Genomic DNA, 14423 nt, shown 5'->3' with positions numbered 1-14423 from the left:
ACGGATTTATGAATCCATATTGGAGTAATTAAATAACCTTCATTCATATTACACAGGACTTATTCATGTACCGCTGGCTATTGTTGTGTATCACACCTTTGGTTTTACATGCCTCTGAAACCGATTCAACTTTTAACATTAAAAAATTTCATCTGCGCGGCTATGGCACGATGAATTATTTTGCTTTTGACTGGCAAACCGATCCGCAGAAGCGAAATGTCATTGATCTCGAGCGTTTGACTTTATATCCGTCCTATAAATTAAATGAACGCATGAAAATTGAATCCGAAATCGAAATCGAACACGGCGGAACAGGTGTTACAATGGAGTTTGATAAATTTGAAGAATTCGGTGAATTTGAAACTGAAATTGAAAAAGGCGGCGAAGTTAAATTAGAGCAAATGAATTTTGTTTATCAGTACAGACCGTATTTGAATTTCCGTATTGGACGATTTAAGCTTCCGATAGGACTTAATTCACAACTTGACGAACCGTCCGAATATTTTACGACTACCCGCAATGAAACCGAATCGTCGATCATCCCGACGAATTGGTATGAAAACGGGATCCAGATTTTCGGCAGCCTGGCACAAAATTGGAAATATACTTTCTCGCTGGTCAATGGCCTTGATGCAACCGGGTTCAGCTCGTCTTCATGGATTGTTCGCGGACAACAACTGCGTTTTGAAAATGTAAATGCCGAGGATATGGCCATCAATGGACGATTGGACTATGCCTGGGGCACAGAAAATCTTATCGGCGTTTCTGCGTATTACGGAAATTCCACTCATAATCGCCCTAAACCGGATATTACGGTCGACGGGCATGTGAGTATAATCGAATCCCATGTTGCGCTTGAATATGAGCCGGTTATTTTTCGATCCATGGTCATTCTGGGCCATTTGGAAAATGCCGATAAAATTTCAGAAGCCAATCGCAATTTATCCAACAATCTCAATGTCAAACGCTCACCTATCGGAAGCCAAGCATTAGGCTATTACATCGAAGCAGGATTGGAGCTATTTGATTTTCTGCATTATGTAGGAGGCGAACATCCGACTGACAGCGAATTGATTTTATTTGGACGCTATGAGTTTTATGACACAATGTATAAAACTTCCGGCAATATTTTTAATAATCCGCGCTGGGAGCGGAAAGTATACACGGCGGGATTGAATTATCAACCGTTGAAAAAATATATCGTTTTCAAAACACAATATTCAATGCGCAAATTGGGAATCTCTCAAAATGAGAATACTTTTTCATTAGGAATGGGATTTGAATTTTAGTTCTCCATGCAAAATATCAAAGGAGCTTGTTATGATGAAGCGGTTTTTTATGTTGACGTCTGCATTCTTGTTGATAACGAGTTGCGGCAATGATGATTCACTTCCTCCGATTGAATATGACGCCACGGCTTTGCTGGCTAATGTTGCCGATTCAGTGATTTTGCAAACTTACGAAGATCTTGATACCAAAGCTGGTTTGCTGTTGACCAGTGTTCAAACTTTGTCCTCCGATCCCACCGAGCCACATCTCGAAGCCGCTCGTTCAGCATGGGTCGCGGCGCGGGCTCCATGGGAAATGTCGGAAGGATTCCTTTTCGGTCCGGTTGACACAAAAGGCATCGATCCTGATATCGACAGTTGGCCTGTCAATGTTGTCGACCTTGACAATGTTCTGGCCGGAAGTGCAACTTTGAATGAATCATATATTAATGGACTTGAAGGCACTCTTAAAGGATTTCATACCATTGAATATTTGCTATTTGGGGATGAAGCTACTCCGAAAACCCTTGGGTCATTTACCACGCGCGAGTTTGATTATCTTGTTGCATGCGTCCAGAGTTTTAAATCAGAAACACACGATCTTGCAATGAGCTGGGCTCCATCGGGCGAAAATTACACTTCGCAATTAAAAAATGCCGGAAGCCCTTCCAGTTTATACATTAGCCATAAAGCTGCATTGCAGGAAATCTTGCAAGGAATGATTGCGATTGCCGATGAAGTTGCAAACGGTAAAATTCAGGATCCGTTTGCCCAAAGCGATGTAACCTTGGAAGAATCACGTTTCAGTAATAATTCAAAGGCCGATTTTCAAAATAATATTCGCAGTATTCGCAATCTTTATTTAGGAGAATATACGGGACTGGGAACAGGAAACCTTGTGGGAATTTCACATTTAATCAATCAAGTCGACGCTAATTTGGATGAACATTTGAAAGACGAATTGGATGAAGCCATTGAACTCATCGGTGCGATCGGCGGAACGAACGGAACCTTTACCGATGCTATTACCAACAATCGTTCGTCGATTGAAGCAGCGCAAAATGCAGTCCGAGCCATTCAACAAACCTTAGAATCAGAAATTCAACCAATTATTGACAGGGTACAATGAAATTCAAATTTGAACTCGCTTCCTGCGTGCTGTTGGTTTTTATTTTTGGCTGCGAAACCAATGATTCAGATGCGGACGGTTCACCGGATTTAGCGGGCGGTGCTACCACCGTTTTCGTAAGCGGCAGCAATGCGTATTCAACCCCGTCTCCCAATCTTTCCGGGATCGGGATTGAACAGCACGCGGACGGTGATGCGGCATTCGAACAAATTTTTGTCACAGCGCCTGCAGGCGTAAATGGCGGACTTGGACCTGTCTTTAACAATACTTCTTGTATCAATTGTCATGTGCGCGACGGTCGCGGCCTTCCGTTTGTAGAAGGAAGTACCGGTTCATTATTATTTCGATTGAGTATACCCGGCTCAGACGAACACGGGGGACCAGTAGGGATTGATGGTTTCGGAGGCCAATTGCAGGTTCGTTCTGTCGAAGGCTTTATCGCAGAAGGAAATGTAACGGTGAATTATACAGAAATTGACAGTCTTTATCCGGATGGAAATCCTTATTCACTATTGCAACCGGCCTATACCGTCACACAAACCTATACTAATTTGCCATCAAATTTTCTGTTATCGCCACGATTTGCGCGATCCGTTTTTGGCCTGGGTTTATTAGAAGCTATATCCGAATCGGATATTCTTGATTTGGCGGATGAGAACGATACCGATCAGGACGGGATTTCAGGACGGCCGAATTATGTGTGGGATATCGTAAACCAAAAAAATTCTTTAGGCCGTTTCGGATGGAAAGCCAATCAGCCAAATCTATTACAGCAAAATGCTACGGCGTATCAACAAGATATGGGTATTACTTCATACGTTCATCCGCTTGAGAATTCTTTTGGCCAAACAAACAATGATACGCTTCCCGATGATCCTGAAATCGATTCTTTGACAATTGCCGCCGTGACCTTTTACACGCAAACTTTAGGCGTGCCGGCTCCACGCAATCAAAATGATCAATCCGTTCGTGAGGGAAAGAAATTATTCGAACAAGCGCTTTGCCAAAACTGTCATGTTGCTCCGTTTAGAACAAATAATCTGAATGGCGTGCCGGAAGTTTCAAACCAAGTTATTTATCCCTATACCGATATGTTATTACATGATATGGGAGAAGGTTTAGCCGATAATCGAAGTGACTTTTTGGCCAACGGGCGTGAATGGCGCACACCGCCACTGTGGGGAATCGGATTAAGCGAGGTTGTGAATGGACACACTTACTTTCTACATGATGGCCGTGCGCGTAATATTGAAGAAGCAATACTATGGCACGGTGGTGAAGCGCAGGAATCAGTTTCGATTTTTAAACATTTGACGAAAGAACAACGCTCGGCGTTGCTGCAATTCATCAACTCATTATAACTTATAATACTATTCTTCTTTGATCAGCAGTTGCATTCCTGATAGGGTTTGATTAATTTCATAACGAACATCCACCGCCAATCAAACTCTTCATGGAAAAATTCAAGGAACTGCTTTTCAAATTATATTCCGACCGACGACGGGCCGAAATCCTTTTGCCTTTTGCTATCGGTTTAATTGCTCTTTATTTTTTTTATCAATGGGTCGTCAAAGACCGTATTCTTTTTATCGGCGGTTTTTTGATGGCAGTATTTTTTCTTACCGCTATATTTACACTTAATTTTTCCAAAGCTTCCCGCATCGCTAAGCGTGTCACGGCCTACATTATTACCGGACTTGCGTTTACATTTCTTCTCACCGGCTTCTTTTTTTACGCTTTTAATCAATCGGTTATCAGACAATTCGACCTGAAAAATAATCTTCGGGTTCTCGAATCGTACAATAAAACCATCGATCAATATTTTGCCGAGCGACTGCAATGGGCCAATGTTCTGCGTGATCGCCTTTTAGTGAGCGAGCCGCCAGGATACAATACACTGATTAATGAATTTTATTATAATCATCCGACGGATTTTATTTCAATCTACCTACTCAACTCTGAAGGTTTTAGCCGTTTTGGCGTTCCTGTCAACTACGATTACCTCGAACGTTCGGATTTTAAAACCGTCACAATAACTCAATATACTGAGCCTTCCGTCAATGTATCGTTGGGACAAAACGTTGAAACTCAATTAGTTTCAGTTAAATTGATCGTTCCATTTACTTCCCCGGATAGTACGCTATGGTATATTTTGATGAATTTAAAATTGGAAGATCTTACTAAGCGCGTTAAAGAAATCACATCGAACACACGTTTTTATATTGTTAGAAAAAACGAAGTTCTTTATTCCAATATTGCCGATAATAGCAGTCGGGATTTTCGCGACTTTACTGAAACCGGTTATACAGAAACTGACGATAGGACATTCATTACAAGGCACAATCTTCAATCCATTCCATGGCAAACGGTCAGTGTTCAAACGCTTGATCAGGCATTTCCCGGCCTTTTGATTGCCGATGGGGAATTAACCAAAGTAGTCATTTTGTGCGGAGTACTCGGTCTTTTGAGCGGATTATTATTATCACTTTATTTGACTAAAAGCATCTTGCTCCCCGTTTCAAAATTGAGCATGGATGCCGGCATTATCTCTCGCGGAGAAATCGACCATCCGATCGGAAGCGCTTCCGAAACAGATGAAATTAATGACTTAGCCGCTTCGGTTCGCACGATGGTTAATACGCTAAAAGAAAAAATGAGTGAATTGAACACGGCCAATGAGCGATTAGTTTATACGCAATCGGAGCTGGATCAGCAACTGCAAGCAGCGCATAAAATTCAATTAGGGCTTACGCCTCATGATGCTTTGTTGACATCAGGGTTTGATATCTACGGACGATTGATACTGGCTCACCAAGTTGGAGGCGATTATTTCGATTATTTCGAGATTGATGAACACCACGCCGGCATTTTGTTGATCGACGCTGCCGGAAAAGGCATTAGCGCATCGTTTTACGCCGCTCTTGTCAAAGGTGTGACCGAGATTCAGTTGAAGTCGTTGTCATTTCACGAACAGAATCTGAGTAAATATTTTCACATCATTGAAGACTTGTTGTTTCATGTTCGGGATCAACGCACGCGAACCGTTGCAATGCAGTTTGCCGTTCTCGACACTCAAAACGGTCACATTCGCATTATCAATGCCGGATTAGAAAATCCTGTTCTTGTGCGGGACGGAAATCCCAGTATACTTAATATTTCCGGCCGGGCAATGGGCATGCCACGCTGGCTCGGCGATTTCCAGGAAGTAGAATTTGATCTGCAGCCGAACGACACATTATTATTTCATTCCGATGGCCTGGAGAATCTGGAATCGGCGATCACTCCCTTATTACAGGAAGATTTTTTTATCCGTTCTTCACAGCAATTGTTATCAGAAATGCAAACGCATTTTATTGACGGACAACGGCTTTCAGATGATATCGCTGTCGTATTGTTACGCCATTATCCTATCCAAAAACATTATGTAAAAATCGAAAGCGCTCCTGACGCGGAAAAAGCCTTGATCGATGATATTGGCAAACGCATGGAAAGATCGGGATTTTCTGAAACAAAAATTAATGACTTTAAAATTGCTGTTCGTGAAGCAGTAGTAAATGCCGTAAAACACGGTAATCAGTATAATTCATCACGGTCGGTTGACATCGGTATTTTTTATACGGAAAAATTTATCGAAGTCAAAATTCACGATTATGGCAAAGGTTTCGAGTGGTCAAAAATTGAAAAACCGGAAATGCATAAAAAATTAAACGGAGAGCAGAAAGCGGGTGGATGGGGATTGCATGTAATGCAGAAGCTGGTTTACGATTGGTCCGTCCATCGCAGCGACACCGGAAATACGTTATGTTTACGGATGATAGAAAATTAATGCTTTGAGGAGCTTTTTTCGCGGGAATGTGATTGCAGTTGTTCTTTGTATTCTTTTTCTGCGTCTTCGATCAATCCCACCACGCGCGTATCGTTAAGATATTGACGGATATCTTCTTCAAGAACTTTCGGATCCATTTTACCTTCGATTAAATTATCACGGCGCGTTCTGAATCCAACCGTCACTTCGTCCAAACGGCTTATCAGATCGCTGCTTTGGCCATCGAAGGCTTTTTGAATTGTTTCCAAACGAAAAACACGTTCCGTCAGTACGCTTAACAATTCGCGTTTTATATGACTTTGTAGCTGAAGCTGTTTTGCGGCCATCGACGCATCGCTGCGAAGATGATCAATGGTTTTGGAAACTTCTGTAATGGTTAATCGATTTTCTTTTGACTGATCAAGAAGTGCGGATAATTGCGCCGTCAAAAACGTGACTGTCAGGCTTTTTACGACAATATCATCGATGCTGTTGATGCGCGATTGTACGTGATCCAGCATTTGATTTTTAGTCATGCTGTCATTTTCTGCAACCAGGTATCCACGCCGCACGTAAATTTCCAAAATAATGTTGAGCTCAAACGTATTGATCAGTTCCGGCCAGTAATTGCCGTCGACAATCTGAAGCAGTCCGGGATTTGAAAAAATATGGTCTTCAATCAAATCAACGATGGCAAATTGCCGCTCAAAATCATTGCATTGAGAAAGGCGATTGCGTATACCCTCTAATACGCTTTCTTCATTGACGTCATATTCATCTAAATACGCATCGAGGCGCGAATACAAATACGTTAAAACAAGATTGGCCAACGTAATACGGTCTCCGGATTTTTCTTTGGCATCGGCCAGTTTTTTTAAGCGAAGCCGGAATTTCAGGATCGTTTCTCTGAAAAAACGATTGTTGTGATCGCATTCACCGAGAATTTCGAAAAATGAAAAAATGTCTCGTGTGAGAATCATCAGCGGGGAAAATTCTTTGGTCAGCAATTTTATCTGATCGATAATGGCCAACAATTCCTCGGCACTATGCCCGCGCTCTTCAGGATTGTCCAAACGGTAAGTAATCGATATGATTGCCAGAGTTTCGTCTTTCAGCTCGCTGACGTCGTCAAATAAGTGATGAGCTTCCGTGTAAAGTTCAGCAATTTCCATATCCGATTTTTCGACTTTGTCCTGTGTGATATATTGTTCGAGCGCAATTTTAAGTTCATATTCATTGATCAGCCGAATCCAGAAATCTTTGCCTTTTTCGTGCATATCATGCGTTGTAAGTCCGAAGAAATAACGTTCAAGTTGCTGCACGATCATGAATTGACGTTTCATGTTGTTGGACAAAGCGATGCGGTTGCTGATTTCTAAAATCATCTCTTCATCGAGGCCGTACTCGCTGATAACCACCTGTAAAACCGTATGGAGATAGAGTACCACTATTTCTTTGAGATTCATTCGACCGCGAAGCGCTTCTTGACGAGCAGCATTCTCAGCTATATAATTCAATTTGAAAACGCGATGAATGATCTCGCCGACGCTCAATTCTGTGTTTTCAACAACCTCGATAAACGTAGCCGCATCTTCTTCGCCGATATCCGTTTCCATCAACATTTCGGAAATTTCTTTACGCTCATAATCATGATAACTTTCGCTGTGAATAATTCGGCCGGTTTCTTCGGTTGACCGAATTTGAAGGCCTTCGATAATATTACGCGCCGATTTGTCAGAAATGCCGTTTTCAGTTAACCAAACCTGAAACTTGCTAAAATCGAGCATTTGCATCATTGCTTCGATTTTAAGATGGCCTTTCTGAGCGCCTTCACGCTCAATCAATGCACTGCTGAGATTGGTACGGAAAGTTTTGTGGATAGACGTTGAAAGCGGTTCGATCTGGCGAAGGAACGTTTTTATAAAATGATCGTTGGGCTTATTGCGTATGTCGAGTTGGAGAAGCTCTTCGATCTTCTCTAACTCAGAGTTTTTTGATGTTGTCATAGCAAGGGTCAGTGCTCTTAATGACGGAGATATTTTAATATAGCGATATTTCGTGCGATTTCAACGGCATTTTTTTATGTCTTCGCTTACAAAAAAAGTTGCATTTAAAATCATGCCTGATGTATTTTTGATCAGACTATAAAAGTGAGAGAATCTATGTACAACGTTTCAAAAAATTTATTACAAGTCTTGAATGAAGCCAGACCAAAACTGCTGGCGATAACTGAATTACAAGCATCTGAAAAGCTTTACAACGACAAATGGTCGATTAAAGAAATTTTGGGACATTTGATCGATTCGGCAGCTAATAATCACCAACGGTTTGTCCGCATGCAGGAAGTTAAAGATTTAGGAGAATTTCGATATACTCAAGAACATTGGGTCAAAGCTCAGCACTATAAAGACAAACAATGGGAAGACATTATTAATACCTGGTATTACTATAACCATCATCTTGCACATGTAATCGCTCATATTGACAAAACCAAATTAAATAACACATGCGATATGGGATATCCGTCGCCGGCGACATTGCAATTCATCGCTGAAGATTATGTTCGTCATTTGCAACACCATTTGAATCAGATATTTTCAGGAGCCGATCCGAGACAGAGAGAAAAGTGGACAACACAATTACGATAGAAAAATTATTTCAACTTTTTAAGAGTATTTTTGAAATCTTCCGGCAATTCCGAATCGAACGATACATGTTTACGCGTCGTGGGATGCATGAATCCTAATGTTTTTGCATGCAAAGCCTGGCGCGGCATCAATGATAAAAGATTCTCAGCCATTTGCCGTTTCTTTTTTTCTGCGCCGGATAAATTTACATTATCACCGCCGTACGTTTTATCGCCAAAAACCGGATGTCCGAGATGAGCCATGTGAACTCTGATCTGATGCGTCCGGCCTGTTTCCAGATGTAAACGGATTAAACTCAAAAAATCATATGCATCGATAACTTCATAATGCGTAACCGCGTGTTTGCCATCTGAAGTTACCGCAAATTTTTTTCGGTCTTTGGTGCTCCGTCCGATAGCGCCTTCAATCTTTCCTTTTTTGTGTTTTAATTTTCCCCAGACAATTGCCCAATATTCCCGATCGATTTTATGCGCACGAAATAAACTGCTTAAATAGCGATGGGCTTTATCGTGTTTGGCCACCAGCAGCAATCCGCTTGTGTCTTTGTCAATGCGATGAACGATGCCCGGCCGCAACTCACCATTTATTCCCGACAAATCTTTAATGTGATGCAGCAGCGCATTCACCAACGTTCCGGTATAATTCGAAAACGCCGGATGCACGACCATGCCGGCCGATTTGTTCACAATCAAAATATCGTTGTCTTCATAAATTATTTTTATTGGAATATCCTCCGCTTGTGCTTCTACTTTTTCAGGAAGCGGCAAGGTCACATCGATCACATCTTTTGGCCGGATCTTATACGATTTAGCTACAACCTTTTTGTTGACAAGGATCATGTGCAAGTCGATCAATTGCTGCACGCGAGAGCGTGAAATATTCTCAATTTGCCGCGAGAGAAAAGCATCCAAACGTTCCGTTCGCTGGTTCGCCGCTACGATGATTTGAGTTCTACGCATTTAAAAAGATAATTGAATACTGACAAATTTTTTGGTAAAATAGTCAAATTTAATGTTAAATCCAACCTGTGTCAGGTCTGCCCGTGCGGTATTTTCAGGTTCGACTCATCGATTCGCACTTGTATCTGAATCGTAAAGACTATTCCGATCTTTTTGGAGAAATGAAAAATCTTTTCGGCGAAAACGCCGTTATTCAACACGGTAGCGCATCAATTACCATCGATAAAATTATAGCTTCCGACGAAGACCGGCTTGAGTTGACGCCAACTGATTCTGAAAAGCTTAAAATCGACGCTTCGACTATTATCAATTCCAAAGATGTTCAATTTTTGCGGCTTGCAATCAAACTTATTTCACGAGGCAAAGAAATTAATTTCTCAGGAAAGCTTCAACTTATTCCACGCACACTGTTCCTAAACGGTGAAGAATCAAAATCTCTCGGTCTGGATTCTTCCAAAACAGTTTTCGTGGCAGCGAACACGTCAAGACCAACTATTTTTGGTGATGTCCGCGTAGCATCAACTCTTGAAAAAGGATATTGTATTTTGAGTAAAGAGGAAGCCGCCGGCGCTTTACTTAAAGAAAATGACCTGGTGTATGTGGTTTCCTCGTTGTCTGCAAAAGCGGCAGAGTCTCCAACTTCAACCGTTGAAAAATTACCATCCAGGTTTTTAGACCTAGATTTGACTTTGAAAGGAAATAATCAATTTGTCTTGATTACGGAGGCTCACGTGTGGAAGGCCATTCGGGCGAAGAAAAAAATTTGGGTTCCTAAAAATGCGCGACTAACTCCGGCAGCTAAAGATTTAGGTAATTCCAGAAAAATTTTTGAATTTGAATAAACCTTAAAAACATTTTTCATAATTTCACAGTTTCCCCAATTTCCGGTAAAAACACTTCAGTTTTAGCATTCCAATCTTTTACTTGTTCTTGCATCCATTCCAAAGCCGTATCATTTCCACCATGCACCAGCACTAATTTCTTCGGATTGATATCCTGAATCATTTTTAAGATTTCCTGTCGGGTAGAATGCCCGCTGAAGTGCACGCGTTCAATCCGGCAATTTCTCGGTACCGGTTCGGTGAGTCCTGGTAAAGTGATTGATTCGTGTTTTTTACTATGAGCAACGACATGCGCGGCAGAATCCGGACTGGTATATCCAACAAAACAAATCGTGTGCTGCTGTTCACGCATCATCTTATAAGCGAGCCAATAGGATGGCGTGTTCTCGTGCATCATGCCTGAACTTGCAATAATAACCGAAGGCCTCTTCAGCCATAACCCGTGAGACAAAATGTCTTGTTGATCGATCACATTAAATTCTACATCATCGAAAAAATATTGGTCGTCGACACGATGACTGTACTCAATCGTCAAATCATAAATCCGTGCAATAGCGCGTCCCATTCCTGAAACATAAATATCGGCGTCAGGAATAAGCTTTCGTTGTTTCAAATTATTGACCAGCCAAAGCATTTCCTGCGTTTTTCCCAGTGCAAACGCCGGGATCAATACGGAACCTTTTTTATCGAATGTTTCATTAAGAATTTTTATTAGCGACTGAACTTCCTGTTTTCGTTTGATGGACTCCGCTTCTTCATTGGCGCCAAGCGTGCATTCCGAGATCAGTACGTCAACCGGATCTTTCGGGTTGATCGCTCCACGAATTAAAAATTGATTGGACGCTGATGTGTCACCGGTATAAAAAACGCGTCCTTCGCGCCCATGCAAATACAATCCTCCCGCTCCAAGCGTATGCCCGGCCGGATACCATTTTCCTTCGATCCCGTCATGCGTGTTTTCGTGGCCGTAAATTTTAAAAGATTTGTCAAATTTCATTCCTTGCACGATGTATGAAACAAGATCAACATCTTCATGAGAATATAGCGGATATTCAAGAATGTCTTTTTCTTCTTTGAGCAGCTTCATGACCGTCACGGTATTATGCAACAACGTGGAATACAGAAAACTCGAAGCATACGTCATGAAAATGCGTGAATGCGGAAAATTTTTAATGGCCATCGGCAAGGCGCCTATATGATCAAGATGACAGTGGGTAACCAGAATCGCATCAATCAGGTGATCGCGAACATGATCGAATGAAGGAAGAGATTCATAACCATAACGAACGGGATGCATCCCGGCGTCAAGTAACATTCCGATGCGATCAAGCTGAAGAAAATGTGAGTTGGCTCCGATATGTTTTGCGCCGCCGATAGATTGAAATTTCATGATAAATCAGGCACCCACTTTTTATCCGAAAACGGATAAACTTAAATCATGCGATAGATTTTCGAGAATTTTAATGCCGCCGAGACTGTTTCCTTTTTCGTCGAGTGCCGGTCCGAACACCGCTATGGCCATTTCACCCGGAACGATCGCTACAATACCGCCGCCAACGCCGCTTTTTCCCGGCAAACCGACGCGGCTTGCAAAAGCTCCCGACCCGTCATAAAGGCCGCACATTGTCATCATAGCATTAACAAATTTTACCGTATCCGTCGTCGTAACGATTTGATCGGAACTGCTGCTTTTGCCGTCGTTGGCAAGGAACACACACGCTTGTGCCAACTGCTCACACGTCATCACGATCGAACATTGCCGGAAGTATGCATCAACAGCCGCATCGACGTCACCGTCGATTTTGTCGAAATGCTTCATAAAATGTCCGACCGCACGGTTACGATGACTGGTCTGATATTCCGAGCGGTAAACAGTTTCGTCCATCGAAAGATCCGAATGGTTTGAAATTTTTTTTACAAATTCGAGCAAATGATTAAATTTTTCTGGCGCCGTTGAACCCTCGATCAGGCTTGTTACGGCTATGGCGCCGGCGTTAATAAAAGGATTTCTCGGCTTTCCATCTTCGTATTCCAATTGTACCAGTGAATAAAAAGGATTGCCGCTCGGTTCGAGACCAACGTGATTCAATAATTTTTTCTGTCCAAAGTGGTTGATCACATACGTCAACGAAAAAATTTTTGAAATGCTTTGAATGGTAAACGGGACCGTCACGTCGCCGGCCGTATACGTTTGCCCGTCAGCCATGTGTACACAAACGCCCAAATGATCCGGATTCGCTTTGGCTAATTCAGGAATATACGTGGCCACTTTTCCACGACGGATAAAAGTCCGGGCATATTCAACCGCATTCAATAAAATGTCTTGCATGGAAAAATTATAATAGGTGGGGAATCAATTAAAATGATACATGACTTTTTCGATCATCAGGTTGACGCGCGAATTGGAATCGAGCATCTCCGGCAGCACTTTCGCTACCGTGGCGCGGTATAAAACGCCTTTACGGATTTCGTCGTACATGATTTCGGAAAGTTCTTTTTTGAGGTATCCGATCATCTTGCCTTCGGCGGTTTGAACCGATACGGCAAAAGGATCGTGCGGATTGCCGGGCTCCGGAACGAGCATCACGCGTGAGCTTTCGGATAAATCGTCTAGATTAATATCATAATGCCGAACTCCAACTACGCGTGTAAAAAAACGCATTTCGGCGAGATAGAATTTTTTAAGTTCGTTTTCCAACTCGATTTTGATCGTGCGATCAACAGGATCGGGTTCCGATTCGCTTTCAGAAAACTCCGCTTCGTCGTCTTCCTTCCATGGTTCGGAAGAATCGTCGATCGGCTGTTCCGGAGAATCCTTTTCCTCCTCTGCATTTTCGAGAAATGGCTCCTGTTCCTGCCTTAATTCTTCTTCCTGCAAAAATTTATCAACGCTGGGCAAATCCATTTTGCCTAAAAACCAGATGAGATTGAAATCGATATAGTCTTCAGGCTTTTCATCAAAATTCATTAACTGGTATTCAGCCAGAATATTGATTTTCAGTTTGTCCGGGAGAACGCGGGATAAAAATTCACGCACCGGAACCATCGCCGTAATGCCACTATCGATCAGCATTTCAAGCCGATGAATACCGGGATAAATCGCGCCTTTGGCGAATAAATAAATGATCTCAAACGATTCAATCAATTCCTCCGATAAGTCGGCCAAAACCGAATCGCCCGGAAGATCTTTATATTCCAATACGACCATTTCAAGAAAAGACTGGTTATCCAATTCAATCGTAAACGTATCGACGGTCTCAAATTGATCCAGCGGCAAACTGGACTTGCTGTTAAACCGATGCGTTTTTTTCGTTTCTTTCTGCTGGAAAGTAGACACTTCCGTCAGAAAAAGCTGCGAATATTCGGTTTGAGCAAAAGAGGCAAAAATGTTAGTAAAGGGGGAAGATTGTAAAGAAAATTCAGTATAAAGATGCACCAGATAATAACGAACGACGGGAATTTTTAGGTGGGGCAGCTTAGATTTCATTCAGCTCCTCCAAAAAAATTAAAAAATAAATCCGTAAACGAAGCAGAATGGATTAATAAAAGATAGCACCTCCGGCAGGGTAAATCAAGTTATATTTTTGTTGCGCAATCTATGGCTTATTATTGCATACTGAACACAGGCTGATTGTAATTTCCCCGTTGCTTCCAATTCCCTTCTTCGTTAAACTTATCTACCTCAGACCCAAGACTTATACAAACCTGGTTCCATGAACTTCAAAATTTTAATTTTCCTGTTTGCCGCCGTGTCTTTAGCCGCACAGGATGA

Annotated in this window: 11 protein-coding genes; 6 read left to right on the top strand and 5 right to left on the bottom strand. The window is 42.0% G+C overall.

The window, feature by feature from the left end:
- The first annotated feature begins 65 nt into the window (after positions 1 to 65).
- The 4 genes from K1X84_08025 (at position 66) to K1X84_08010 (ending at position 6223) form a co-directional block, all read left to right on the top strand.
- A complete protein-coding gene (locus K1X84_08025) occupies positions 66 to 1289 on the top strand; it encodes an autotransporter outer membrane beta-barrel domain-containing protein (GenBank protein ID MBX7151572.1) in 1224 nt (407 codons plus the stop codon).
- A gap of 31 nt (positions 1290 to 1320) precedes the next feature.
- A complete protein-coding gene (locus K1X84_08020; protein MBX7151571.1) occupies positions 1321 to 2397 on the top strand; it encodes a hypothetical protein in 1077 nt (358 codons plus the stop codon).
- Positions 2394 to 3758: a thiol oxidoreductase gene (locus K1X84_08015; GenBank protein ID MBX7151570.1), complete on the top strand. Its 1365-nt coding sequence runs from the start codon at positions 2394 to 2396 to the stop codon at positions 3756 to 3758. Before K1X84_08020 ends, K1X84_08015 begins: the two co-directional genes overlap by 4 nt.
- A 92-nt stretch (positions 3759 to 3850) precedes the next feature.
- The gene (locus tag K1X84_08010) at positions 3851 to 6223 is read left to right on the top strand and encodes a SpoIIE family protein phosphatase (GenBank protein MBX7151569.1); all 2373 of its coding nucleotides are present in this window, start codon (positions 3851 to 3853) and stop codon (positions 6221 to 6223) included.
- Here K1X84_08010 and K1X84_08005 read toward each other — a convergent pair.
- On the bottom strand, positions 6220 to 8208 hold the full coding sequence (locus K1X84_08005; protein ID MBX7151568.1) for a hypothetical protein: 1989 nt from the start codon (positions 8206 to 8208) through the stop codon (positions 6220 to 6222). The genes K1X84_08010 and K1X84_08005 overlap by 4 nt on opposite strands.
- Before the next feature lie 156 nt (positions 8209 to 8364).
- On the opposite strand from K1X84_08005, the gene K1X84_08000 reads away from it, so the two are divergent.
- Entirely contained in the window at positions 8365 to 8850 is a 486-nt protein-coding gene (locus tag K1X84_08000) for a DinB family protein (protein ID MBX7151567.1), read from the top strand.
- Positions 8851 to 8855: 5 nt separating this feature from the next.
- Here the strand turns inward: K1X84_08000 and K1X84_07995 are convergent, their stop codons facing one another.
- The gene (locus tag K1X84_07995; GenBank protein ID MBX7151566.1) at positions 8856 to 9809 is read right to left on the bottom strand and encodes an RluA family pseudouridine synthase; all 954 of its coding nucleotides are present in this window, start codon (positions 9807 to 9809) and stop codon (positions 8856 to 8858) included.
- A gap of 83 nt (positions 9810 to 9892) precedes the next feature.
- On the opposite strand from K1X84_07995, the gene K1X84_07990 reads away from it, so the two are divergent.
- A complete protein-coding gene (locus tag K1X84_07990; GenBank protein ID MBX7151565.1) occupies positions 9893 to 10651 on the top strand; it encodes a hypothetical protein in 759 nt (252 codons plus the stop codon).
- Positions 10652 to 10667: 16 nt separating this feature from the next.
- On the opposite strand, the gene K1X84_07985 is transcribed toward K1X84_07990, so the two are convergent.
- The 3 genes from K1X84_07985 to K1X84_07975 are packed head-to-tail and all read right to left on the bottom strand — an operon-like array spanning position 10668 to position 14138.
- Complete coding sequence (locus tag K1X84_07985; protein ID MBX7151564.1) at positions 10668 to 12041, bottom strand: MBL fold metallo-hydrolase; 1374 nt, start codon at positions 12039 to 12041, stop codon at positions 10668 to 10670.
- Positions 12042 to 12062: 21 nt separating this feature from the next.
- On the bottom strand, positions 12063 to 12980 hold the full coding sequence (gene glsA / locus K1X84_07980) for a glutaminase A (protein ID MBX7151563.1): 918 nt from the start codon (positions 12978 to 12980) through the stop codon (positions 12063 to 12065).
- Positions 12981 to 13004: 24 nt separating this feature from the next.
- Positions 13005 to 14138, bottom strand: coding sequence for an HIRAN domain-containing protein (locus tag K1X84_07975; protein MBX7151562.1), 1134 nt, complete (start codon positions 14136 to 14138; stop codon positions 13005 to 13007).
- Positions 14139 to 14423 lie beyond the last annotated feature (285 nt).

The organism is bacterium (assembly GCA_019695335.1).
Classification (GTDB): Bacteria; CLD3; CLD3; order SB21; family SB21; genus JABWBZ01.
Note: the sequence above shows the minus strand (reverse complement) of the source record. Positions and strands in the feature narration are given on the sequence as shown.